Annotated in this window: 21 protein-coding genes and 1 pseudogene; 11 read left to right on the top strand and 11 right to left on the bottom strand. The window is 70.7% G+C overall.

Features of this window, described 5'->3' with window-relative positions:
• Nucleotides 1-98: 98 nt before the first annotated feature.
• Nucleotides 99-470: a DoxX family protein gene (locus DVK44_RS35965; RefSeq protein ID WP_114664741.1), complete on the bottom strand. Its 372-nt coding sequence runs from the start codon at nt 468-470 to the stop codon at nt 99-101.
• Nucleotides 471-527: 57 nt separating this feature from the next.
• On the bottom strand, nt 528-1,451 hold the full coding sequence (locus tag DVK44_RS35960; protein ID WP_114664740.1) for an NADP-dependent oxidoreductase: 924 nt from the start codon (nt 1,449-1,451) through the stop codon (nt 528-530).
• A gap of 92 nt (nt 1,452-1,543) precedes the next feature.
• Here DVK44_RS35960 and DVK44_RS35955 point away from each other — a divergent pair, with 92 nt between their 5' ends.
• The 6 genes from DVK44_RS35955 to DVK44_RS35930 all read left to right on the top strand — a co-directional run bounded on the left by DVK44_RS35955 (nt 1,544) and on the right by DVK44_RS35930 (nt 7,241).
• Nucleotides 1,544-1,999: a MarR family winged helix-turn-helix transcriptional regulator gene (locus DVK44_RS35955; RefSeq protein WP_114664739.1), complete on the top strand. Its 456-nt coding sequence runs from the start codon at nt 1,544-1,546 to the stop codon at nt 1,997-1,999.
• Between the two features lie 100 nt (nt 2,000-2,099).
• On the top strand, nt 2,100-3,065 hold the full coding sequence (locus tag DVK44_RS35950) for a D-2-hydroxyacid dehydrogenase family protein (protein ID WP_114664738.1): 966 nt from the start codon (nt 2,100-2,102) through the stop codon (nt 3,063-3,065).
• Between the two features lie 231 nt (nt 3,066-3,296).
• The gene (locus DVK44_RS35945) at nt 3,297-4,232 is read left to right on the top strand and encodes an ABC transporter ATP-binding protein (protein WP_114664737.1); all 936 of its coding nucleotides are present in this window, start codon (nt 3,297-3,299) and stop codon (nt 4,230-4,232) included.
• Entirely contained in the window at nt 4,232-5,077 is an 846-nt protein-coding gene (locus tag DVK44_RS35940; RefSeq protein ID WP_114664736.1) for an ABC transporter permease, read from the top strand. The genes DVK44_RS35945 and DVK44_RS35940 overlap by 1 nt, the downstream gene beginning before the upstream one ends.
• Nucleotides 5,078-5,142: 65 nt before the next feature.
• The gene (locus tag DVK44_RS35935; RefSeq protein WP_114664735.1) at nt 5,143-6,531 is read left to right on the top strand and encodes a sensor histidine kinase; all 1,389 of its coding nucleotides are present in this window, start codon (nt 5,143-5,145) and stop codon (nt 6,529-6,531) included.
• Nucleotides 6,532-6,572: 41 nt separating this feature from the next.
• The gene (locus tag DVK44_RS35930) at nt 6,573-7,241 is read left to right on the top strand and encodes a response regulator (protein ID WP_114664734.1); all 669 of its coding nucleotides are present in this window, start codon (nt 6,573-6,575) and stop codon (nt 7,239-7,241) included.
• Between the two features lie 65 nt (nt 7,242-7,306).
• Here the strand turns inward: DVK44_RS35930 and nhaA are convergent, their stop codons facing one another.
• A complete protein-coding gene (gene nhaA, locus DVK44_RS35925; protein WP_114664733.1) occupies nt 7,307-8,515 on the bottom strand; it encodes a Na+/H+ antiporter NhaA in 1,209 nt (402 codons plus the stop codon).
• Nucleotides 8,516-8,600: 85 nt separating this feature from the next.
• Nucleotides 8,601-8,741 (bottom strand): hypothetical protein, encoded by a 141-nt coding sequence (locus DVK44_RS36605; protein ID WP_162794231.1) that lies wholly within the window; start codon nt 8,739-8,741, stop codon nt 8,601-8,603.
• A gap of 223 nt (nt 8,742-8,964) precedes the next feature.
• Between DVK44_RS36605 and DVK44_RS35920 the strand changes: the two genes are divergently transcribed.
• Nucleotides 8,965-9,573, top strand: coding sequence for an acyl-CoA-like ligand-binding transcription factor (locus DVK44_RS35920; protein WP_114664732.1), 609 nt, complete (start codon nt 8,965-8,967; stop codon nt 9,571-9,573).
• Nucleotides 9,574-9,641: 68 nt separating this feature from the next.
• Nucleotides 9,642-11,249, top strand: coding sequence for an MDR family MFS transporter (locus tag DVK44_RS35915; RefSeq protein ID WP_114664731.1), 1,608 nt, complete (start codon nt 9,642-9,644; stop codon nt 11,247-11,249).
• A gap of 33 nt (nt 11,250-11,282) precedes the next feature.
• On the opposite strand, the gene DVK44_RS35910 is transcribed toward DVK44_RS35915, so the two are convergent.
• The 5 genes and pseudogenes from DVK44_RS35910 to DVK44_RS37545 all read right to left on the bottom strand — a co-directional run.
• Entirely contained in the window at nt 11,283-12,812 is a 1,530-nt protein-coding gene (locus DVK44_RS35910) for a sensor histidine kinase (RefSeq protein ID WP_228447531.1), read from the bottom strand.
• Complete coding sequence (locus DVK44_RS35905) at nt 12,809-13,558, bottom strand: response regulator transcription factor (protein WP_114664730.1); 750 nt, start codon at nt 13,556-13,558, stop codon at nt 12,809-12,811. Before DVK44_RS35905 ends, DVK44_RS35910 begins: the two co-directional genes overlap by 4 nt.
• Before the next feature lie 251 nt (nt 13,559-13,809).
• Nucleotides 13,810-15,177, bottom strand: coding sequence for a lactonase family protein (locus DVK44_RS35900; RefSeq protein ID WP_114664729.1), 1,368 nt, complete (start codon nt 15,175-15,177; stop codon nt 13,810-13,812).
• Nucleotides 15,178-15,412: 235 nt separating this feature from the next.
• Complete coding sequence (locus tag DVK44_RS35895) at nt 15,413-16,324, bottom strand: TcdA/TcdB catalytic glycosyltransferase domain-containing protein (protein WP_114665668.1); 912 nt, start codon at nt 16,322-16,324, stop codon at nt 15,413-15,415.
• A gap of 387 nt (nt 16,325-16,711) precedes the next feature.
• Nucleotides 16,712-16,844 (bottom strand): annotated as a pseudogene (locus DVK44_RS37545) (eCIS core domain-containing protein); the annotation flags it as partial.
• 549 nt (nt 16,845-17,393) lie between these two features.
• On the opposite strand from DVK44_RS37545, the gene DVK44_RS35885 reads away from it, so the two are divergent.
• Complete coding sequence (locus DVK44_RS35885; RefSeq protein ID WP_114664728.1) at nt 17,394-17,837, top strand: hypothetical protein; 444 nt, start codon at nt 17,394-17,396, stop codon at nt 17,835-17,837.
• A gap of 306 nt (nt 17,838-18,143) precedes the next feature.
• On the opposite strand, the gene DVK44_RS35880 is transcribed toward DVK44_RS35885, so the two are convergent.
• A complete protein-coding gene (locus tag DVK44_RS35880; RefSeq protein WP_228447530.1) occupies nt 18,144-19,442 on the bottom strand; it encodes an MFS transporter in 1,299 nt (432 codons plus the stop codon).
• Between the two features lie 118 nt (nt 19,443-19,560).
• On the opposite strand from DVK44_RS35880, the gene DVK44_RS35875 reads away from it, so the two are divergent.
• Nucleotides 19,561-20,142: a TetR/AcrR family transcriptional regulator gene (locus DVK44_RS35875; protein WP_114664727.1), complete on the top strand. Its 582-nt coding sequence runs from the start codon at nt 19,561-19,563 to the stop codon at nt 20,140-20,142.
• A 180-nt stretch (nt 20,143-20,322) separates the two neighbouring features.
• On the opposite strand, the gene DVK44_RS35870 is transcribed toward DVK44_RS35875, so the two are convergent.
• Nucleotides 20,323-21,093 carry a hypothetical protein gene (locus DVK44_RS35870; RefSeq protein WP_114664726.1) on the bottom strand — a complete coding sequence of 257 codons (771 nt, stop codon included), beginning with the start codon at nt 21,091-21,093 and terminating at the stop codon, nt 20,323-20,325.
• 592 nt (nt 21,094-21,685) lie between these two features.
• On the opposite strand from DVK44_RS35870, the gene DVK44_RS35865 reads away from it, so the two are divergent.
• Complete coding sequence (locus DVK44_RS35865) at nt 21,686-22,363, top strand: helix-turn-helix transcriptional regulator (protein ID WP_114664725.1); 678 nt, start codon at nt 21,686-21,688, stop codon at nt 22,361-22,363.
• Nucleotides 22,364-22,372 lie beyond the last annotated feature (9 nt).

Genomic DNA, 22,372 nt, shown 5'->3' with positions numbered 1-22,372 from the left:
GGAAAGGGGAAGGGGAAGCTCAAGGGGAAGGGGAATCGGGCGGTTCGGGGTGGCGGTCCCGCCGCGGTCGCGGCGCCGCCGGCGTCAGGGCGCGCACATCACAGGGACAGGGCGAGTGTGACACCCACGGCCACCGACACGAGCCCCAGGACAACCGGCCCCATCGCGCCACCGCGGGCCTCGGCGTCCGCGTAGTCCCCGGCACGCCGGTGGTAGATCACCGCGCCGGCGAAGAGGCCGGCCAGCCCGGCCGCGGCGGCGATGCCGAGCGGCTGCCAGAAGATGCCGCCGACCAGGCCGACGGCGGCGGCCACCTCGGCCAGACCGATGAGGCGCACCAGAGCGGCGCCCACCTTCAGATGGTCACGCAGCACTCCCGGGACGGTGCCCTTGTCCAGCAGCTTCGGAACGCCCGCGCCGGCCGCGGCGAGGGCCAGCAGTGCGCTCAGGACGATGGCGGTGACGTACATGTTCGTTTCCGTTCAGTGATTTCGGCGGCGGGCCTCGGCCCGTCGGGAGGGGCGGGTTCAGGCGACGCGGAGGGCGATCTTTCCGCGGGTGTGGCCCCCGGTCAGGGCCCGCAGTGCTTCGGGCGCCTCGGACAGCGCGAAGGTCCGGCCGACGGTGACGGTGATCGTGCCGTCCTCCAGATACAGGGCAACGCGCCGCAGGATCCCGGCGGTCGGGGCGTGCACGATGTTGGTACGGCCGCGGCCTTCACCGGCGGCGCCGGTCGGCGAGGCGATCCGGCCACCGTCCCCGACGGCGCTCGCGTAGGGCGTGGGGCGGTAGGAGGTCACGGCGTCGACGAGTGCGTCGACCCCCTCGGGGTACCGCTCGCGTACCACCGCCACGACATCGCCGCCGCGGGGCAGGACCGCGGTCACGCCCAGGCCGTGCAGATACGTCTCGTCCTCGGACAGCCCCGGTGCCACGACGACCGCACCGGCCGCCCTGGCGAGCTGCGCCACCATGCCTCCCACTCCCCCGGTCGCTCCGACCACCGCGAGGGTCTGGCCGGGCCGCAGATCCAGAGCGTCGAACGTCATCACAGCGGTGACGGCCGCCAGGCCCGCCGCACCCGCTGTGACGGTGTCGACGCCCGCGGGGGTGGGGACGAACGCGTCCGTGCCGATCACGATGCGCTCCGCCCACGCACCGTTGCCGATCGGCACCCCCAGCGGGACCTCCCCGAAGACCCTGACGCCGGCCTTCACACCGGTGACACCGGGGCCGACGGCCTCGACTACACCGGCGAAGTCGCGGCCGAGGGTGACGGGCGACTCGTGCGGGGCCACGTCCTGGAACACGCCCTGGGCTATGCCGGCGTCCAGCCAGTTCACCGACGACGCCTCCACACGTACCAGGATCCGGCCCGGTCCCACGGTCGGCTCCGGCACCTCGCGCAGCTCGGGCGGCGTACCGAATTCGGTGACAGTGACAGCCTTCATGATCTACCTCCTCGACGGTGCCGGAAAGCATGTTTGCATGACACGTCATTGAACATACATGACTCGTCATTCATTCCGCTAGACTGGTCCCCATGACCCAGTGGCTGACCGACGAGGAACTCCAGGCGTGGCGCGGGCTGATGCATCTGACAGCCCAGTTGCAGAGCGCGCTGGGCCGGCAACTCCAGGACGAACACGGGATCTCCGTCGCCGACTACGAGGTGCTGGGCCGTCTGCACGACGCCCCCGGCGCGGGACTGCGCGCCCGCGATCTCGGCGCGACCCTGGCCTGGGAGCAGAGCCGGCTGTCCCACCAGCTCACCCGGATGCAGCGCCGGGGCCTGGTCGAGCGGGAGGAGTGCGAGAGTGACCGGCGGGGCGCCACCTTCCGCCTCGCTCCCGCGGGCCGGTCCGTCATCGAGCAGGCGGCGCCGGGGCATGTGAGAGCGGTCCGTGAACTCGTCTTCGACGCGCTGTCCCCTCAGCAGGTGACCCAGCTGGCCGACCTGACCGGCCACCTCCTGCGCCACGTCGAGAGGGACCGGTGAGCGCGGTGCGCGGCTTCCCGTACGCCCACCGGGCGCCCGACGCGCCGGGTACGTCCGGCGAGGGATCCGGCGAGGGATCCGGCGAGGGAGACACGCCGGCATGACACTGCGCTGCGCGGTTCTCGACGACTATCAGGGGGCCGCCCTCACCCACGCGGACTGGACCTCCCTCGGCGAGGAGGTGGAGGTCCGGGTTCTGCGCGAGCATCTCGCCGACCGGGAGACGCTGGTCGAAGCGCTGGCGGACCGCGACATCGTCGTGGTCATGCGGGAGCGGACCCCCTTCGACGCCGACCTGCTGCGCCGCCTGCCACGCTTGCGGCTCCTCGTGACCACGGGCATGCGCAACGCCTCCATCGATCTCGCGGCTGCCGCCGCGGCCGGGGTGACCGTCTGCGGCACCGCCGGCGGCGCGGCGCCGCCCGTTGAGCTGGCCTGGGCTCTGATCCTGGGCCTGGCACGGCACTTGACGGTCGAGAACCGCGCGCTGCGGGACGGCGGACCGTGGCAGTCCACGGTGGGCCAGGATCTGCACGGCCGGACGCTGGGGCTGTTCGGCCTCGGGAGGACCGGCAGCCGGATGGCACGCGTCGGCGCGGCCTTCGGCATGGAGGTCCTGGCCTGGAGCCAGCACCTCACCGCCGCACGCGCGGCGGCCGCGGGCGCACAACTGGCGGACAGCAAGCACGACTTGCTGCGGCGCGCCGACATGGTCTCGCTCCACCTCGTACTGTCCGAGCGCACACACCACCTGCTCGGCGAAGCGGAACTGTGCGCCATGAAGCCGAGCGCCTACCTGGTCAACACTTCCCGCGCCGGCCTCGTCGACCACACCGCGTTGCTGCGGGCCCTGCGGGAGGGCTGGATCGCCGGGGCCGGACTCGATGTCTTCGAGACCGAGCCACTGCCCGCCGACGACGCCTTGCGCTCCCTCCCGAACGTACTGGCCACACCGCATCTCGGCTACGTAACCGAGGCCAACTACCGCACCTTCTACGGCGAGGCCGTGGAGGACATCGCCGCCTTCCTCGCCGGACACCCGGTCCGGCTGCTGCACGCGGGCTGATCCGGACCGGTTCCTCCTGCCACCGGTCTCCGTCAGATGGCGCCCATGGCTGCGCGCCCTCGCCGCGGGCGGTGCCGGTCGCCCCACTGGTACCGCGGTACCAGTGGGGCGCCGAAGTGTCTCCCGTGGTACCGGGAGCGCGGGCGATCACGCCCATAGATTCGAACGCAGATCCCGCGGCAGAAGTACGGCGGGGTCCGAGGCGAGGAACGGCGAGGAAGGCCCCCATCCATGATCGAAACCCGCGAGCTGACGAAGCGGTACGGCGACAAAACGGTCGTCGACCACCTGAGTTTCACGGTGAAGCCGGGTGAGGTCACCGGCTTCCTCGGACCGAACGGCGCGGGCAAGTCGACGACCATGCGCATGATCGTCGGCCTGGACGCCCCCACCGGGGGTTCGGTCACCGTCAACGGCCGCGCCTACGCCGGGCACACCGCCCCGCTGCGCGAGATCGGCACCCTGCTGGAGGCCCGGTCCGTACACCCGGGACGCAGCGCGGCCGGCCATCTGATGGCGCTCGCGTACACCCACGGCATTCCGCGCCGTCGGGTGGACGAGGTCATCGAGCTGGCCGGGCTGACCAGTGTGGCCGGCAAGCGGGTGGGCGCCTTCTCGCTCGGCATGGGCCAGCGCCTCGGCATCGCCGCGGCCCTGCTCGGGGACCCGGCCATCGTGATGCTCGACGAACCGGTCAACGGCCTCGACCCCGAGGGCGTGCTGTGGGTACGTAACCTGCTGCGGCAGCTGGCCGACGAGGGCCGGGCCGTGATGCTCTCCTCGCACCTGATGAGCGAGACCGCGCTGATCGCCGACCATCTGGTGATCATCGGCCGGGGGCGGCTGCTCGCCGACACCACGGTCGACGACTTCACACGCGAGGCCGGGGGCGGAGGTGTCCGGGTCGCCGCCGCCGAGGCCGTCCGGCTGCGCTCGCTGCTGGCCGGGCCCGACGTCACGATCAGCTCCTCCTCCGCGGAGGAACTGCTGGTCAACGGACGGACCGCCCGGGAGATCGGGGCGATCGCCGCCCGGCATCAGGTGGCGCTGGACGAACTCACCCCGCAGACCGTCTCCCTGGAGGAGGCGTTCATGCGGCTCACCCGCGACGCCGTCGAATACCAGAGCGCCCCCTCCCCCAGCACCGCCGAACGGAAGGCCGCCTGATGACCACCACGCTCTCCCCGGTCCCCGGGACGGCCGCGCCCGCCGCCTACAAAGTGACCGGCGTGCGGGTGCTGCGCTCGGAGTGGGCCAAGTTCTGGTCGCTGCGCTCCAGTTGGATCACCCTGGGGGTCGCCGTCGTCCTCCTCGTCGCCCTCGGCGCGATCGCCTCCGCCACCTACAGCCCGGGCGCCGCCGGCGACGGCGGCAACGGCGGCCCGCCCGGTCCCGGCGCCGGTACGCAGGACGCCGTCAGCCTGGCGCTGCTCGGAGTGACGTTCGCCTCGCTGGCCGCGGGGGTCCTCGGAGTGCTGCTGGCCGCGGGCGAGTACAGCACCGGCATGATCCGCTCCACCCTGGCCGCGGTGCCGCGGCGGCTGCCGGTCCTGTGGTCCAAGGCCGCTGTGATCGGTCCCGTCATCCTGGTCGTGACGAGCGCCGGAGCGCTCGCGGCGTTCGCGCTGGGCACGCTCGGCCTGCGCGGCGAGGAGATCGCCCTGTCCCTGGGCGACAGCGGTGTGCTGCGCAGCCTGGCCGGCGCGGGTGTCTACCTCGCCCTGGTGGCCGTGCTCGGCGTCGCCCTGGGCATGCTGCTGCGCTCCTCCGCGGGGGCCATCGCGGTCCTGGTCGGGGTGCTGCTGATCCTTCCGGGGCTGGCGTCGCTGCTGCCCGACTCGCTGTACGACACGATCAATCCCTATTTCCCCGGCAACGCGGGCTCGGCCGTCTACGCCCTGCACCAGTCCTCCGGCGCCCTCTCACCCGGGGCGGGCCTCGCGGTCTTCGCCGGCTGGGTGGCCCTGGCGCTCGCCGGAGCGGCATTGCGGCTGGTCAGGACGGACGCCTGAGCACCCGTTCGAAGCGTTGGAGGGCGTCCGAGGGCGTTCAAGAACAATTGGGGACAATGGGGGCTATGGGAATCGTGAGCCCGGACCGCGCGGCAGCCGCCGACGACACTCCCCGGGGGACGGCCGGACCGCCGTCCCCCGGGCTGGACGCGGCCTGGGCGCACCCGCTGCTGGGCCGTATGCTGCGCGGCCAGAGCCACCGGCAGCGCATGGACCGCCGGCATCCGTGGCTGCTCGACACGGCGGTCATGCTCGGCGTCGCTCTGATCGGTCTGCCCGATCTGCTCCACCCGAGCCACCGGGACGGCCCCTTCGGGGCGACCGGCGCCGACGGCCACCCGCCGGCCGGCATTCTGCTCGTCTTCGCCGTCGCGCTCGTCGTGCCGTTGTGGTGGCGGCGCAGGGCGCCGGCCGCCACGTACTTCGCGATCGCTGCGGTCTCGCTCGTCCAGTGGTCGCTGGGGATGTGGCAGCAGACCGGCATCAGCGCGCTCGTCGCCCTCTACAGCCTGGCCCTGCACGGTTCCCTGCGGGTCCTGGGCTGGGCCGCCGCGCTGACGGCCGTCCAGCTGACGCTGGCCGTGTGCCTCCTTGCGCCCGTCGAGCACCCGGTGCTGGGCCTCTTCTTCCTTCTGGGCACGGCGACGGCCGCCGTCGCCGTGGGCCTGACCCTGCGGATCCGCCGGCTCTATCTGGAGGCGCTCACGGACCGCGCTGCCCGCCTGGAGACCGAGCGTGACCAGCGCGTACGGCTGACCGCTGCCGCCGAGCGGTCCCGGGTCGCGCGCGAGATGCACGACATCGTGGGCCACAATCTCTCGGTCATGGTCAGCGTCGCGGACGGCGCCGCCGTCCTCGCCGCCCACAACGGCGAGAAATCGGAGACGGCCCTGCGCATCCTCGGCGACACCGGACGCCAGGCCATGGGGGAACTGCGCCGGGTGCTCGGCGTCCTGCGCGAGGAGCAGGAGGAGGAGCGGCCGCTGAACCCGCAGCCCGCGATCCGCGATCTGGACGCCCTGCTGGCGGGGGTCCGCGCGGCCGGGCTCGCCGTCGTGTACCGCACCGCCGGTGATCTCGACGCCCTGGGCAGCGGTGTCCAGCTCACCGTGTACCGCATCGTCCAGGAGTCCCTGACCAACACCCTCAAGCACGCCGGGTCCGGTTCCGCCGCCGAGGTCACCGTGACGGCTCTCGGGGGCCGGGTACGGATACGGGTCGCCGACACCGAGGCGCGACCGCCGGGGACGGCCGGCTCCGCGCCGGCGGACGCGGACCGGGACGGCGCGGTGCCAGGACACGGTCTGGTCGGCATCCGCCAGCGGGCCGCGATGTACAACGGCACCGTCGCCATCGGCCCCCGGACCACCCCGCCCGGCTGGATCGTGGATGTCGAACTCGACGCGCCGCCCGCCCAGTCCGCGTCGCCCTCACCGCTCGCACCGCCGACCTGACCTGACCCGCCTCGCTCTCGTCCTCGCCAGGAGCCCCGCCCATGACCACCGTGCTCGTCGCCGACGACCAGCCCCTCCAGCGCATGGGCATCCGTATGCTCATCGAGGGCACCCCCGGCCTGGAACCGGCCGGCGAAGCCGGACACGGCGCCGAGGCCGTCCGTCTGGCCGCCGAACTCCGCCCCGATGTCGTCCTCATGGACATCCGTATGCCGGGCATGGACGGCATCGAGGCCACCCGCCGCATCACCGCCACCGGCAGCCGTACCCGCGTCCTCATCGTGACGACCTTCGACCTCGACGAGTACGCCTACGAAGGGCTGCGCGCCGGCGCCAGCGGGTTCCTCCTCAAGGACGCGCGCCCCGAGGAACTCGTCGCCGGCATCCAGGCCGTCGCCACCGGCGACGCCGTCGTCGCCCCCCGCCTGACCCGTCGCCTGCTGGACGCGTACGCCCACCGGGTCCTCGCCCCGCCCGGCGCCCCCGCCGCCGAGGACCCCCGGCTCAAGGCCCTCAGCGACCGCGAACGCGAAGTCCTCCTCGCCATCGGCCAGGGCCGGACCAACGCCGAGATCGCCGAGGACCTCGTCCTGACCGAGTCCACCGTCAAGAAGCACGTCGGCCGTATCCTCGCCAAGATCGGAGCCCGCGACCGTATCCAGGCAGTGATCACGGCGTACGACACCGGGCTGGTCACGGCCCAGCGGTAGACCGGTACCGTCCTCTCCGTCGACGGCGGGCCCCGCCGTCCGCTGAACACCTCAACGGCTGCCGTTCACTGTGTGAGGCGGCGGTAGTGGCGGCCGCGGTGCCCCAGGATGAGGGCGGCGAGCAGCGCCGCGATGGCAGAGGCCAGCAGGATGGCGCCCTTGGCGTCGGTCAGGTGCGCGGTGTCGGTGTAGGAGAGTTCGGCGATCAGCAGGGAAACGGTGAAACCGATCGCCCCGAGGGTTCCGACACCGGCGATGTCGGGCCAGGCGAGCGTGGGATTGAGGCGGGCGCCGGTGAAGCGGGCGGTCAGCCAGGAGACGCCGAAAATGCCCAGGAACTTGCCCGCCAGGAGGCCCGCGAGGACGCCCCAGGTGATGGTGGAGGCGAAGAAGCCGCTCGTGCCGGACAGCGACACCCCGGCCGCCAGCAGCGCGAAGACCGGCAGTGCGACCCCCGCGGCGAACGGCCGCAGCAGCTCCTCCGCTCGGTCCGAGGGCGAACTCGCCCCGCCGGCACGGGGACGGGTGCACATCAGCAGACCCATCGCGACGCCGGCGATGGTGGCGTGCACACCGGAGGCGTGTGTCAGCGCCCAGATCACCAGCGCCAACGGCCCGAACAGCAGCCATCCCGGCACCACCGCCCGGATCCGGTCCAGGGACCGGCCGGAGCCGTTCTGGAGGAAGCCGAACACCGCCAGCCCCACCACGGCGAACGTCAGGGCGGCGAGGTCGAGGCCGGTGGTGTAGGCGATGGCGATGACCAGCACCGCGCACATGTCGTCCACGGTGGCCAGGGTCAGCAGAAACGTACGCAGCGCAGCGGGCAGGTGCCGGCCGGCCACGGCCAGGACCGCGAGCGCGAAAGCGATGTCGGTGGCCATCGGGATGCCCCAGCCGCCGATCGCCTCTCCCGGTGTGGTGGCGTTCACCGCGAGGAACAGCAGCGCCGGCACCACGACACCGCCGAGCGCGGCGGCGATCGGCAAGGCGGCGCGGCGCGGGTCGCGCAGCTCGCCGTGGACGAGTTCCCGCTTCAGCTCGTTGCCGACGATGAAGAAGAACACCGCCAGCAGCCCGTCCGCAGCCCACGTCTCCAGGGACAGGTCCAGGTGCAGGGCCGCGGGGCCGACGGTGAGGGAGCGCAGCGACTCGTAGGAGTCGGCCAGGGGCGAATTCGCCCAGATCAGAGCCGCGACGGCGGCTCCGATGAGAAGCAGGCCGCTGACCGCGTCCGAGCGCAGGGCAGCGGTGATCCGCGAAGGAGCAGACATGGGGAAGAGGTCTCCGGTCGGTACGCAGGGAGCATGGGGCAGCACCGGCCCAGGGCCGGGGAAGCCTCCGCCATGGGCGGTGGGCTCAGCTGTCCTTCGGCGGGCAGATGCCCGTGATCGCGCCCCACGTGCTGACGTACCCGTTCGTACCGGCCGGACGGTGTTCCAACGGCTCCATCACCACATCCGTGCGGAACGGACCGGAAGAAGCGAGACAGTCCAGCACCGGAGGTCTCCTTCCACGTCACGGCGTACAGTCCTGGCGCCACCCTAACAACCGTGAACACACCGACAGGGACCGGACCTCCCGGCTCAGCCACCACACCGAGGAGTACGGCGGACATCGCGGTGTCCGGACACATCCCGGGGCGATCACCCTCCCCAGCGCCTGCCCTCCACGCAATCTTTGCACATCAAGCAATACTTGCAGAGTGTGCAATACTGGAGTCATGAGTACCTCCGAAACCCTGCGGGAGCGCCGGCGTCGCGAGACGCGGACCGAGATCCACGCGACCGCGCTGCGACTCGCCCGGGAGCACGGCTTCGACGGGATCACCGTGGAGATGATCGCCATCGGGGCCGGCGTCTCACCCCGTACGTTCTTCAACTACTTCCCGAGCAAGGAGGAAGCCGTCGTCCACGGCCCGACGGCCCTTCCGCAGGCGTTCGTGGACGACTTCGCGGCGCTCGGCCCCGCGCGACCGGGAGTCGTCCTGGACGACCTGACCCGTCTGCTGGTGCGGGACCTCGCCGAGACCAGGCCCGGGCGGGAGGAGTTCCGTACCGTCTTCCGGCTCGCGCATGAACACACCGCGGTCCAGGCCGCGTTGCTGACCCGGTTCGACCGCTTCCAGCGCTCCGTGGCCGAAGCGGTCGCTCTGCGTCTCGGGAAGGAGCCGGGCGACGAGGTGCCGAGCCTGATCGCCGCGCTGGGGCTGGCCGCGGTGCGCGTCGGTCTGGAGCGCTGGGCGGCCGACGACTCCCCGGAACGGGACGAGTCGGCCCTTCCCTATGTGGAGCGCTCGCTCACCCTCCTGCGGACCTTCCTCACGGCCTGACACCGCATCGGCCCGGGCGCTCGCCCCCGTCCGCACCACCGCACAACAGACCCGATCCCGGAGACACCATGAGTGACATCGCCGCTGCGGCGCCGCCGCCGAAGGAGCAGAACTTCTCCGGCCGGACAGGCCACTTCCGCCTGATCTACGCCGCCCTGATGGCCGTGATGCTGCTTTCCGCGCTCGACCAGACCATCGTCAGCACCGCCCTGCCGACCGTCGTCGGCGAACTGCACGGCCTCAACCACATGGCCTGGGTCACCACCGCCTACACCCTGGCCGCCACGATCGTGATGCCCATATACGGCCGCTTCGGCGACCTGCTGGGCCGCCGGACCCTCTACATCGGCGGCATCGTCATTTTCCTCGCGGGTTCGGCGATCGCCGGATCCGCACAGGACATGACGGTGCTGATCATAGGCCGCGCCATCCAGGGGCTGGGCGGCGGCGGCCTGATGATCACCTCGCAGTCGATCATCGCCGATCTGGTGCCGCCTCGTGAACGCGCCAAGTACATGGCCCCGTTGGGGGCTGTCTTCGCCTTCGCCTCGGTCCTCGGCCCGCTGCTCGGTGGCTGGTTCACCGACAGCATCGGCTGGCGGTGGTCCTTCTGGATCAACCTGCCGTTCGGGCTGGCCGCTCTCGCCGTGTGCCTCGTCGCGCTGCGGCTGCCCCGCAAGGCGGCCACGATCACCGTCGACCACATCGGGATCGCGCTCATGGCGGCCGCGGTCACCTGCACCGTTCTGGTCGCCGACTGGGGCGGCACCACCTACGCGTGGAGCGATCCGGTCATCATCGGACTGGCCGCCGTGGCCCTGGCCACCTGGGCCCTGTTCTTCCACTCCCAGAGCCGGGCCGCCGAACCGGTCATCCCGCTCCGCCTGTTCCGCAGCCGGATCTTCAACATCGCCACCCTCATCGGCATGATCACGGTGGGCGTCGGGATGTTCGCGGTCGTCAGCTACATGCCGACGTATCTACAGATGGTCTACGGCCTCAACGCCACCCGGTCGGGCCTGATGCTGCTGCCCCTCGTGCTCGGACTGATGGGCACAAGCATCGCCTCCGGGCGCCGGATGAGCCGCGACGGCCGCTACCGGCTCTACCCGATCCTCGGTTCGGCCATCGTGACCAGCGCCTTCCTGCTGCTGTCCACCATCGATGCCGGCTCTTCACTCATCCTGCTCGGCGGGTACCTCGTCCTGCTGGGCCTGGGCCTGGGCCTGCTGATCCAGACGCTGGTCCTCGCCGTGCAGAACGCCTTTCCCGCCAGTGACGTGGGCACGGCGACCTCCGCGAACAACTTCTTCCGGGAGATCGGCGCGACCCTCGGCATCGCCACCGTCGGCGCGATCTTCACCAGCCGGCTCGCCGGCCAACTCACCTCCCGCCTGTCCACGAGCGATCTCAAGGCGATCGGCGGCACGGATTCGCTCACTCCCTCACTCGTCAACTCCTTGCCGGAACACCTCCATGACGCGGTGGTCTCCGCCTACCAGCACGCCCTCACACCGGTGTTCGGCTACCTCGTACCGCTCTTCCTCATCGGCGTGGTGCTCGCCTTCGTACTGCCCGAGAAGCGCATCGTCGATCACACGCCGGACGAGGACGGGCAGAAGGCCCCCGAAACACACCTCGAAGGCCCCAAGTCGCTGGCAAAACAGGCCGACTGACACATCGTCGGAGAATCAGGTACGGCGGTCGCTTCAGGTCCGGCGGTCGCCGCCGGCCAGCGGGAGGACCAGCCGGAAGGTGCAGCCCTCGCCCGGAGCGATGTCCAGTTCCACCCGGCCGCCGTGGCCCTGGGCGACCGCCGAGGCGATGGCGAGTCCGAGGCCGCTGCCGCCCCGGTCGCGGGAACGGGAGGGATCGACCCGGTAGAAGCGCTCGAAGACCCGCTCGGCCTCATCCGGCGCCAGTCCGGGGCCGTGGTCAGCGACTTCGATCACACCGATCGGTGTGGACTCCGCCACGGGCGGAGAGGCGCTGGTGCGGCCGGGCCGGTCGGTGCCGCCCATGGCCGCTCCGGCCCGCGCGGTCCCGACGCGCAGGTCGACCGGAGTGCCCGGCGGTGTGTGGGCGAGGGCGTTGGACAAGAGGTTGTTGACGACTTGGAGGAGGCGATCGGAATCGCCCACCGTCTCCACGACCTCCAGTTCGGCGTTCTCGGACGTCTCGCCGAGAGGGCTGAGCGTCACTCGGTGCTCGCCGTCCGCGCGAACGGCCGCCGCGCTCACCGCGTCCGCCGCGAGGGACAGCAGATCGACGATGTCGCTGCGGTAGGAAGGCTCCTGGTCGAGCTTGGCGAGCAGCAGCAGGTCGTCGATGAGGAGGGTCATGCGCTCGGCGTTGCGGGCGAGTTGTTCGTCGGCCTCCCGGCGCTGTTCGGCGGGGCGGTCGGGGTGACGCAGCGCGAGCTGGGCGAAGCCCTGGACCGTGGTGAGGGGCGTACGCAGTTCGTGTCCGGCGTCGGCCACGAAGCGGCGCAGTCGAGCCTCCGAGAACTCCCTCTGCCGAAGGGCCTGTTGGAGGCGGTCGAGCATGTCGTTGAGTACCGTGCCCAGGCGGCCGGTCTCGGTGCGCGGGTCCGTGTCGGGCAGTCGCAGGCCGAGGTCCCCCTCGGTGATGCCCTGGGCCGTGTGCTCCATGAGGGTCAGCGGGCGGAGGCCGAGGCGGACCACCGAGCGGCCGACGACGATCAGACCGGCCACGACCGCGGCGAGGACGATCGCGTTGAGGGCGAGCTGCTTCGACAAGGCGCCCTCCACCGTGTCGAGGGGCAGGGCGACCACGTACGAGGTGTCCCGCAGCGGGACGTCCCGCCACAGGACCCTCCACTGCCCGTCTCCGGACTCGGCCGGGACGGTGGCCTCCTGACCCCGCGTCAGACGCAGATCGCCGGTGGACCGCGGGAGCTTCGGGCTCGGCCTGCCTCCTCCGCCGATGGCACTCTGTACGTTGCCCGCGGAGCTGTAGAAGGTGACCCGGAAGTCGGAGGGAAGGGTGATGACGTCCGGGCCGGGTGTGACGGGCGGTACGGCCGAGGGCGCGGTGGCGCGGTCCGGAAGTGTGAAGGCTTGGAGCTGCTGGTCGACCCGGCCGAGCAGCCACGCGTTCATCCCCGCGACCCCGATGGCCTGCGCGGTCAGCACCGCCGCCGCGGCCAGCAGGGTCACCCCCCACACGAGCCGGCCGCGCAGCGAGCGGGGGCGCGGTGTCCACCGGCGGCGAGTCACCGATCGGCTCCGCTCGTGTGACCCTGGGGAAGCCGCAGACAGTAGCCGACGCCGCGCACGGTGTGCAGCAGGGGTGGATCGAAGCGGTCGATCTTGCGGCGCAGATATTTGATGTAGGTCTCGACGATGCGGCCGTCGCCCGCGAAGTCGTATCCCCAGACCTGGTCGAGGATCCTGGCCTTGCTCAGTACCCGGTTGGGATTCTCCATGAGGTACGTGAGCAGGTTGAACTCGGTCGGGGACAGCGGGATGTACACGCCGGCCCGGTGCACCTCGTGGGCGTTCTCGTCCAGCTCCAGGTCGGTGAAGCGCAGGATCCCGTTGTCGGCGCTGTCGGGGCCGAACACGTGGTCCGGGTGGGTCCGGCGGAGAATGGCGCGGATGCGCAGCAGCACCTCCTCGATGCTGAACGGCTTGGTCACATAGTCGTCGCCGCCCGCGCTCAGGCCCGCGATACGGTCGGCCAGCTCTCCGCGCGCCGTCAGGAACAGCACCGGCGTTCGGTCCCCGCCCGCGCGCAGCCTGCGCGTGACCTCCAGGCCGTCCAGGTCGGGCAGCATGATGTCGAGAAGCACGAGGTCCGGACGGCAGCCCTCCACCTCCCGAAGGGCTTCCTGGCCGGTGGCCGCGCCGAAGACCTCGTAGCCGGACAGCCGCAGCGCCGACTCCAGCAGCATGCGGATGCTGGGATCGTCCTCGACCACCAGGAGGCGGCCCGGGGCAGGCTCGGTGGCCGGGTCGGACATGGTGCGGTGGAGTCCGTTCTGTCGGGGGCGGCTACCTGGCCTGGGGCTGGGCGGCGCAATCGTACAAGGTCGTACTCAATCACCCCATCATGCCGCCCGCGGTGGAGCCGCTGCCGTCGGCACCGCCGCGGGCCCGGGCCCGACCGGCCGTGCCGGTGCGGGGAGCGGGGCGTTGAGGATCTCCGCGTCCCGTACCGGCCCGGTGGACGGCCCCGGGCCTGCTCGCGCCCACAAGGGCGGCGCCGGACGGGTCAGAGCGACGCGAAGCTGATGACCGTTGCCCGGGGCACGTGGGTCGTCGCGACCTGACGCATTTTGCCGGTCCTGCCGTCCAGGGCGAAGGTGGTCACGTTGTTCGAGTTCTGGTTGCAGGCGAAAAGGAAGGTGCCGGACGGTTCGATATTGAACTCGCGCTGCATTTTCCCTCCGGTCTCGATCTCGTCCACGAGCTTGAGACGCCCCGTACCCTGGTCGAACGCATAGGAGGTAATGGTGTCGCTCCCGCCCTGGGCGCTGTGTATCCGGCGCGTGGAGGCGTAGACGAACCGGCCGTTCGGGTGCACGCGTATGTCCGAGGGCGAAGGTCCGTCGTATGCGAAGACGCTGCCGTCGTACGTGCCCGGATTCAGGTTGTCGGCAGAGACACCGATTGTCTGAATGTGCCGGACAGCGCCGGTCCTTTCGTTCAGCTGAAAGGCGGAGATGGACGGGGACCATTCGTTGGTGACGAAGAAGAACGGAGCCTTCGGATGTGTCGCCACGTGCCTGGGGCCGGATCCCGCCGCTACCGGATATGCCTTTCCCGTCAGCCGGCGGGAACGGGGCCCGTGCGGGTAGACATAGATATGGTCGTAGCCATTGTCCGTCGCGATGAGCCAACGCTCCGTGCTGTCGAGCGCCATGCCGTGGCACGCCGGGCCGTTCTGAACCATGGAGGTCGCCCCCAGGTCCTGGGGCCGCAGCTGCTCGCTCCCGGGCACCATCCCTTCGGGGAAGGTGGCGACGTCCAAGGGGTCACCGATCGACCTGTCCGCTCCGAGAGGGAACAGGGTGACGGTGGCATCGTCCGTAGGCCGCTCGATGACCCATTTGCCGCGCTTTTGCGCGATCAAGGTGACCCGGTTGATCGCCCCGCGATTGCTCGCGATCAACCTGCTGTTCGTACTGTCGACCAGAACGGCGGACGGATTGGCGCCCATGGAATGCACGGTCTCGGTGTGCTTCAGCGATCCGTCCGCGGAATTGACGCGGAAAGCATAAACTCCACCGCCGTAACCGGGGATGCTGTGCTGCGCCGTCGTACGATTGGTGCCGTAAACGAAGCGCCCATCGGCGGAAGTGCAGATACCGTCGCAGTTCATGTCCGCGACGTCCGGTCCGGTCTCGCTCACGGGGCTCAGCGATCCGTCGGTCATATTGACGCGGAATACCTTGATGCCACCGCCGGTGGGTCCGCCGTTCCAGTCCTCGGTTCCGAAGCCGACATAGGCGAAGAGCCTTCGGCCGGCCGCGCCCGCGGAGGAATCGGCCGCACGTGCGGAGGTGGGGGAAGCGAGGAAGGCGGACCCCACGGCAATCCCGGATCCCTGGACGAAGGCGCGTCGCGAAAGGTGACTCATGCCGTGCCCTCCATGTGAGCCTCGTCTCCCCGGCGCGCACAGTTTTCGCGCATTTCATGCCCTCCTTGGATTTCCCTGCATGGCCTGCTGCCGGTCTCGCGCTCGGGCGGCGAGGCCGTCCTGGCAGCGCGTTCGTCGACTCTGGCCTGTGTGGCAGTGGAAACACGGAGAGAAAGCCGGGAACTGACGGTGGGTCAGTTACTCGTCCATCCGCCGGCGCCCGCTGTGCTCGGTGTCAGTAGTTCTGGTTCTCGCTCTCGGCGGTCAGCCACTGCATGTGGTCGTGGAACTGCTTGCCCACCTGCTGGAACAGCTGGTGCTCTCCGGCCTGGAGGCTCTGGACGCCGAACTCCGAGCTGAGGTGCTGGTCGACCACCTGGATGAGGGCGAAGGGCCCGGTCGCCACGGGGCCGGCCATGTGGAGTTCTTCGGCGTCCATGTCCCCGATGGATCGGGCGACCTTGTCGATCATCTTGTCCATGACGGCGGAGTTCTGCTGCACGCCGATGAAGTGGTTTCCGTAGCCGCCCGTGCCGAGGAGATAGCGGGCCGCGGTCCTGACCTGCTCCGCGGTCGCGGCGCCCGTGACGGGTGAGGCCCCCGCCGCCGAGAGGGAGGCGTTGAGGCTGTTCTCGTCCCGGATGAGAGAGCCGAGGATTGGGACGTCGTTCTCGCGGAGCGCCGGCCTGGTCTGCTTGAGGTCGATCGTCCCGGACCCCAGGTCCACATCGGCGTACACACCGCCGAGCTTCTTGAGGATGCTGTACCGGGCGATGTCGGAGGCCAGGGGGTACGCCATCGTCGGACCCTTGGTCGCCTTCTCGTACGTGGCGGCGACCCGCTCGTCGAGTGCGTCCTCGATGTACTTGAACTCGATCGCCTTGGACACCTTCACCCGGAGCGAGTCGGCCCACGACCAGGAACTGCGCCTGTCCGTCCAGAGGTTGATGCGCCAGTCGGAGTTCTGGGCCTTCTCCGCCCACGCGAGGACGTTGTCGAGCGCGCCCTTGCTGATGCCTCCGCCGATCCAGATGAAGTGAACCAGCGGCGGGATGCGAACGCCTTCCTGGGCGGGGGCCTGGGACACCACCTCGCGGAGGTTGGCGAGATAGGCCGGCTGCGGATCGAGGGCTCCGAGACGGTTCATGACGAGCGCGACCGCCTCGTGGTTGCCCTTGAGGATCGAATCGAAAACAAACCGGCGGACGTCCTGCTCGTTGTCGGAGTCAACGGCCCGCGGGCCCGTGGCCCCGTCCCCTTCGTACGTGACGTGGAGCGGGGCGAGCTGGACGGCCGGCACGGCCCCCGGGGAGGCCGCGGCTTCCCGCCCAACCGGCGTGCCGCTGTCGGCCTGCCGCAGCACCGGCACCTGCCCCCGCATCACCTCGTGGGCCTGCCGCTCGGCCGCCACCTCCAGTGGATCGGTGGGCCGGGAGATACGCAGGCCGCGCGGGTCGGCTTCACCGCCCACCGGCCCCTGCCGCTGTTGCAGGACATGCCCGAGTTCGTGAGCGAGAGTGTGCTTTCCGGCGGCCGCCGTCACCGATGACGATGCTGCTGCCCGACGTGTAGGCAAGCGCCCCGACCTCCTCGGCCGAGCGGCGGGCCTGGGCTCCCGTGTGCAGACGTACGTCGGAGAAGTCCGCGCCGCCGAACCGGGTCTCCATCTCCTGGCGCAGCTCGCCGTCCATCGGCCGACCCGCGCCGCGCAACACCTCATGGACGGCCGACCGCTGCACGGCCCCGTCCGTATGCCCAGAGCCGGGATCGTGAGCGGACCGCTGCTCCTCGACCAGCCGGGCGACCACGGCATTGCCCACGGCCGGCTGAAGCGCCGTCACACCGGCCCGGTCCAGCGGTGTCCCGGGCGTCCAGCCCTGCGCGTTGACCGCCCGGGCCACCGGCACGGCCTTCGGCTCCCGCTGCGCGGAGGTGGCCATCGACAAGCGGTCGCGCGTCAAAGAATCTCCCTGATCCCATGCCATGCCGGACGCCCTGAACCGAAGCAGTCCTCACGGCACCACTTTGAGGATGTGGCCCGCGCATCACCGATCGAGGCCGCCATCATGAGCCTTTCTCCGCCGCATCGTAGTTACTCGATCGGGTGAACTCAGGCTTTGTGGCGCAGTTGGCGCGTCCGATTATTGATCTTGGTTGTGGTGTCGCCCGGCTGCCCTGGTGTGTGGTGCGGCGGCCGGGCAGGCTAGGTTGCTCGGGTGAGTCTCCTTGATGATGTGGCCGAGAGTGACGGCTGGCGCTGCTGGGTGTGCGACGAAACGGTCGACCCCGGCATGTCGGTGAACGACCCGCGGGGCCCCAGTGTCGACAGCCGGACCGCCGACCGGAAGGCCAAGGTCGCCGAGCGGCTCGCGCACCGCGGGTGCAACACCCGCAAGGGTGCGGTCAAGGTGGTCATCGCCTGGCCGGACCACCTGTACGTGGTCGAACCCGCGCCGCTGATCGCCGTTGCCGAAAGGCTGGAGCGCAAGGGGGGCCGCGAGATGGTGGGCCGCTGCCCGACCAGGAAGGACGCCCAGGAGGCGGCCGATTGGCTGGTGGACCGGTTCTCCCGGCTGGTCCCGGGGCTGCCGGTGACCGCCGCCATCGAGCCGGGCGGCGGCCAGTTCCTCGTCATCCTGGCCACCGGCCGCCGCCGCTGACGGGGTGCCCGTCAGGTAATCGCCGCCCAGGTCTTCGGCTGCTACGAGCGCCAGGCGCGTGCCCGGTCTGAGGACGGTGACCAGACCCCCTTCGACACCGCGGAAGACTGCGGCGACGCTGCTCCGGTCCGTCCACAGGGCGGGCCGGATCCGGTCGAAGGGCCGTCACGCGGACACTGCCGACGCGGCCGTGGCCGGGTTCACCGAGACCGCCCGGCGTCGCGACGCGCTCGCCGTCCTCATGGGGTTCGGCGGTGATGCGCGGACTCCGTAGGTACGGTCCGTTCCCCGACCGTGCCCGCCACCTCACAGCTCTCCGTCCCTCACCGCCGGTGGCCCCCCGGCCGCCCGCGCACCGTGTTCGCTCCCGGCGGTGTTCGCCTCCGGCTTCCCGGGCCCGGCAGACCTGTTCGGGACGTTCGCCCCCGGCCGGGCGGACCGCGCGGCCCACCACACGCCCCCGAGCGCGAGCCCCACCAGGACGGCGGCCACCGCCGGGAGGAGACCGGCGTCGACAACCACCAGGACGCCGCCCAGACCTCCGCCGACCGCCGCGCCTGCATAGGCGGAGCTGCTGTGCAGGGCCATCGCCTGGGTCGCTCTCTCAGGGCCCACCCGGTCGACCATCAATGCCTGGACGGCGGGAGGTACGGCCCAGGCCGCCGCCGACCACCACATCAGCAGGGCGGCGACGGGCAGGAGCGGGACGGGACGGGACACCCACAACCCGCAGAACGCGGCCATCCCGGCGCAGAAGAGCCCACCCGCCGCGACGAGGGCACGCAGCGATCCGTACTGGTCCACACAGCGGCCCGCCAGGCGCGTCCCCACGAGTCCGGCCACGCCGGAGAGCACCAGCAGGAGCGCCAGTTGCCTGCGGGTCACCGAGGCGAGGCCGGCCAGGAAGGGCGCGAGATACGTCTGGAAGGCGAGGTTCCCCGCGACGGTCACCACCGTGACAAGGAGGACGACGAGGACGGTGCGGTCCAGGACGGGGCGCAGCAACTCCCCTACGCCTGTTCTCGGTTCCACCACGGCAGGGCTGCGCGGCACGGTCACGAGAGCCGGCAGCAGCGCCGCCGCGCCCAGCACTCCCGCGAACACGAAGGTCGCCTGCCAGCCGATGGCGTCGCCGATGTACGTGCCGGCGGGGACGCCGATCAGCACCGCACCGGTCAGCCCGGTCATCACCATGGAGAGATAGCAGCCGCGACGGTCGGGCGGGGCCAAAGCGGCGGCCGCGGCGAGGGCTGCGGGCAGAACGACGGCCGCGGCGAGCGCCGCGGAGACGCGCAGGCTCATCAGCGCCGGGAACGAGGTGACGAGCGGGACCGCGAGGTTGGCGGCGGCGAACACGACGAGCGCGCCGCACAACGCCCGCTTGCGGTCGATCCGCGCGAGCAGCAATGCCCAGGCGGGGGCGGCGAGCGCGTAGACCAGGGAGTACACGGTCACCAGCTGACCGGCAGCCCCCTCGCTGACGCGCAGGTCACGGGCGAGCTCGGGAAGTACGCCGATGATGATGAAGTCGTCGGTCTGCACCGCGAAGGCGGCGAGCGTCAACGTACAGAGCCAGAGCGGTGTTTGACGGAAGGCCACACTCACCAAGTAAAGGTAACAGATGTTTCCCTTACGGGGTGCGAGGCCGGATATGAAACAGTGACCGCACACCGAGGGTCCTGACGGTGCCCCCGGAGACCGCCGAGATGAGGAGGGCGACGCCATGCCCCGGCCCGTCAACCCGGTCCGCCGCCGCGAGGTGCTCGACGCCGTGATCGGGCATCTCGCCCACACCGGCATCGGTCAGTTCACGCTGCGCGGCATCGCCGCGGCACTGGGCCGGAGCACCCGCGTCCTCACACACCACTTCGCGGACAAGGAAGAGCTGCTCATCGCCGTCATGCGACGCCTGGACGAACAACAGCACCACGCGCTACGCACGACCCAGGGGTGGGAAGACCCGGCCGTGCCGATCAGCGCCGTCGTACGATCGGCCTGGGAGCGCAACCTGGACGAGGCCGAACTGCCCATGACACGGCTGATCCGCGAGATCGAAGGACTCGCCGCAGCGGGCCGACTGCCCACGGCAGTACCGGACTTCGTCCGAGGGAGAGCGGAATTCGTGGCCACGTGCCTGACACTGCGCGGCGTACCCGAGCGTACGGCGCTGATCACGGCGACGATGCTCAATGCCACCTTCGCCGGTCTCCAGACCGACTACCTCGCCACCGGCGACACCGAGCGGGCGCGGGGCGCACTGTACCAGCTGTGCCACTGGCTGGACGCGGCGGTGGAGCGGGGCTGAGGTGACGCGTGCGGTGGGCGGTGCCGGAGCAATGACCGGCTCCTCCCGCGCAGCCACATCACCGAACCCGATCCGCCGGCCTCGGGCCTGTGGCCGGCGCGGCCGGGTTCGGTGCCTGGGCCGCCCAGGTCGCGACTCGCCGCTCCGTGGACGGTGGCGGCCGACCTGTGGCGAATGAGGCTAGAAGGCGGCAGCGGCTGCTGCTTCGGCTTCTGGCAGTAGGTCCTTGCTCTCCTGGATCACCCTCTGGTACGTGCGCTCGTGGTCGGCGCTTTCCAGGGCGAAGCGCAGGAGGGAGGCGGACCAGTTGTCGAAGAGTGTGAACGTGCGGTCGACCATCCGCTTGGCTTCCTCGCGCTGTGTGTCGTCGAGGGAGGGCAGGCTCTTCTGCTCCACCTCGGGCGACTTGATGCTGTGGGACGCCTCCGCCATGTAGTGCTTGGTGCCGAAGAACTCACACTCGCGACCGTCCCGCAGGGTGATGCCCCGGCAGTGGGTGAAGATCGTGAGGGAGACGGCCTCGATGGACTCGACCATCGCGAAGACGGCGTACGTGGGGGCGTCCGCGGCGAGTGCGGCCAGTTCCAGGCAGAGGCGTCGGGAGTGGCTGAAGTCCGCGCTCCACAGGACCCGTGTGGCGTCCGACAGGGGCATGGCGCTGTCGGCCCCCAGCTTCTCCAGGTCGGTCAGCATCCACTGCCAGTGGAAGTCCTCTTCGTAGGTGTGCGCGTTGAGAAGGGCCTGTAGCTGATCGGGCCGGGCATCGCCCTCGTCCTTGCGGAAGACGTACTTGTTCAGGTCGGAGTAGCCCATGATGAAGGGAACCACGCTGGGCCCCCACGCCAGACGCTTCTCGCCGGGGAGCGACTCGTCGGCGAGCAGGCTGGTGAAGAACGCGTGGTTCTCGTACGTTTTCCGATGTTCTTCGATGTAGTCGATGACCTTCTGCATGGAGACTCCGTTGGTGACGTGCCGACATCTCCGCAGCGACAGGGCGGAGACGTGATTATCACATGGGGCATCTTCAACCCAGCAGTTTTCAGGGGGCGTTGGCATGGGTCTGCCCTTCCCTCCCGCCAGGACTGCCCTTCCTCGCGGAGCGCGCGGCCGCACCGCGGCCGGCCCGTGGCCGGTCCCGAACGGCCGAGGAGGTCCGGCCGGGTTCGGGGCCACCGGACGCGAGGGCTCCCCGGTGCCCCGGCAATGCCCGGGGCGCGGTGATGTCCCAACTGGGCTCAGTAGTGAATGAGATATTCTTTTTCTTGTTCCTCCGGTTAAGCGTTCGGGGAAATCGATGGGTGCAGGAAAGGGCAATTTCCGGCGACCCGAAGGGCAGCCTCGAAGAACTCCAGGGCAGTCGCCGGCAGTACGGGCGGCTGCGGGGCCGTCCTCGGGGCGGCACTTCCGCTCCTGTGTCATCGATGTCCAGCCCGCTTTTCCGTATTGCTTTCCGCCGGTTGGTCCCACGGTGTCCCGCGGGCGGTACGCGTCGCCCGCCGGCCGCCCCGTACCGCCGACCGCCCCACCCGCACAAAGGACGACCATGCCGCAGGTTCCCCGCCCACGACGCGGGACAAGCCCGTCCCTGCCCTCCGGCGCCGACGCGCGGGATGCCGGTGAGCGTCTCAGTACGGCGCGTCTCGATCTGGCCCTGACGATCCGGCAGGCCGACGAGAGATTCTTCGGGCGCTTCGGCGGCTCGCCGGAGACGCTCTGCGGGCGGGCGTTCGGCGAACTGGTCCATCCGGGCTTCCAGCAGGCGCTGTCCGGGCAGTTCGCCGGCCTGGTCGAGGGGCGGCGGGAGCGGTTCGTCACCGATATCGCCACGGTGGGGCCGGACGGTGCCAGCCGTACCGTCGCACTGACAGCCGTGCTGGTACGCGGCGGGGCGGCGGACGAGGCGTCCATCATGGTGATGCTGCCCGGCACCGGAACGGAACGGGCCGAACCCGCGCCGGAGGCCGCCGACGGCCCTGACGGCAGGATGCTCAGCCCCGTCCACGCCCGCATCCTCGAAGGCATCGCGGCCGGGCTCTCCACCGTGCCGCTGGCCGACCGGCTGCATCTGAGCCGGCAAGGCGTCGACTACCACGTGGCCTCTCTGCTGCGCAAGTTACAGGTACCGAACCGCGCCGCGCTGGTCTCCCGCGCCTACGCCATGGGGGCGCTGAGGGCCGGTGCCTGGCCGCCCGAAGTGGTCCGGGACTTCGTCAGGGACTGACGCCCGGAG

The organism is Streptomyces paludis, assembly GCF_003344965.1.
Lineage (GTDB): Bacteria > Actinomycetota > Actinomycetes > Streptomycetales > Streptomycetaceae > Streptomyces > Streptomyces paludis.
This window is presented reverse-complemented; position numbering and strand designations above follow the sequence as displayed.

Excerpts from the sequence above, each read along its gene's own strand:
- DVK44_RS35965 (WP_114664741.1), bottom strand. The coding sequence starts at position 470 with ATGTACGTCACCGCCATCGTCCTGAGCGCACTGCTGGCCCTCGCCGCG.
- DVK44_RS35960 (WP_114664740.1), bottom strand. The coding sequence starts at position 1,451 with ATGAAGGCTGTCACTGTCACCGAATTCGGTACGCCGCCCGAGCTGCGC.
- DVK44_RS35955 (WP_114664739.1), top strand. The coding sequence starts at position 1,544 with ATGACCCAGTGGCTGACCGACGAGGAACTCCAGGCGTGGCGCGGGCTG.
- DVK44_RS35950 (WP_114664738.1), top strand. The coding sequence starts at position 2,100 with ATGACACTGCGCTGCGCGGTTCTCGACGACTATCAGGGGGCCGCCCTC.
- DVK44_RS35945 (WP_114664737.1), top strand. The coding sequence starts at position 3,297 with ATGATCGAAACCCGCGAGCTGACGAAGCGGTACGGCGACAAAACGGTC.
- DVK44_RS35940 (WP_114664736.1), top strand. The coding sequence starts at position 4,232 with ATGACCACCACGCTCTCCCCGGTCCCCGGGACGGCCGCGCCCGCCGCC.
- DVK44_RS35935 (WP_114664735.1), top strand. The coding sequence starts at position 5,143 with ATGGGAATCGTGAGCCCGGACCGCGCGGCAGCCGCCGACGACACTCCC.
- DVK44_RS35930 (WP_114664734.1), top strand. The coding sequence starts at position 6,573 with ATGACCACCGTGCTCGTCGCCGACGACCAGCCCCTCCAGCGCATGGGC.
- nhaA (WP_114664733.1), bottom strand. The coding sequence starts at position 8,515 with ATGTCTGCTCCTTCGCGGATCACCGCTGCCCTGCGCTCGGACGCGGTC.
- DVK44_RS35920 (WP_114664732.1), top strand. The coding sequence starts at position 8,965 with ATGAGTACCTCCGAAACCCTGCGGGAGCGCCGGCGTCGCGAGACGCGG.
- DVK44_RS35915 (WP_114664731.1), top strand. The coding sequence starts at position 9,642 with ATGAGTGACATCGCCGCTGCGGCGCCGCCGCCGAAGGAGCAGAACTTC.
- DVK44_RS35905 (WP_114664730.1), bottom strand. The coding sequence starts at position 13,558 with ATGTCCGACCCGGCCACCGAGCCTGCCCCGGGCCGCCTCCTGGTGGTC.
- DVK44_RS35900 (WP_114664729.1), bottom strand. The coding sequence starts at position 15,177 with ATGAGTCACCTTTCGCGACGCGCCTTCGTCCAGGGATCCGGGATTGCC.
- DVK44_RS35895 (WP_114665668.1), bottom strand. The coding sequence starts at position 16,324 with ATGAACCGTCTCGGAGCCCTCGATCCGCAGCCGGCCTATCTCGCCAAC.
- DVK44_RS35875 (WP_114664727.1), top strand. The coding sequence starts at position 19,561 with ATGCCCCGGCCCGTCAACCCGGTCCGCCGCCGCGAGGTGCTCGACGCC.
- DVK44_RS35870 (WP_114664726.1), bottom strand. The coding sequence starts at position 21,093 with ATGCAGAAGGTCATCGACTACATCGAAGAACATCGGAAAACGTACGAG.
- DVK44_RS35865 (WP_114664725.1), top strand. The coding sequence starts at position 21,686 with ATGCCGCAGGTTCCCCGCCCACGACGCGGGACAAGCCCGTCCCTGCCC.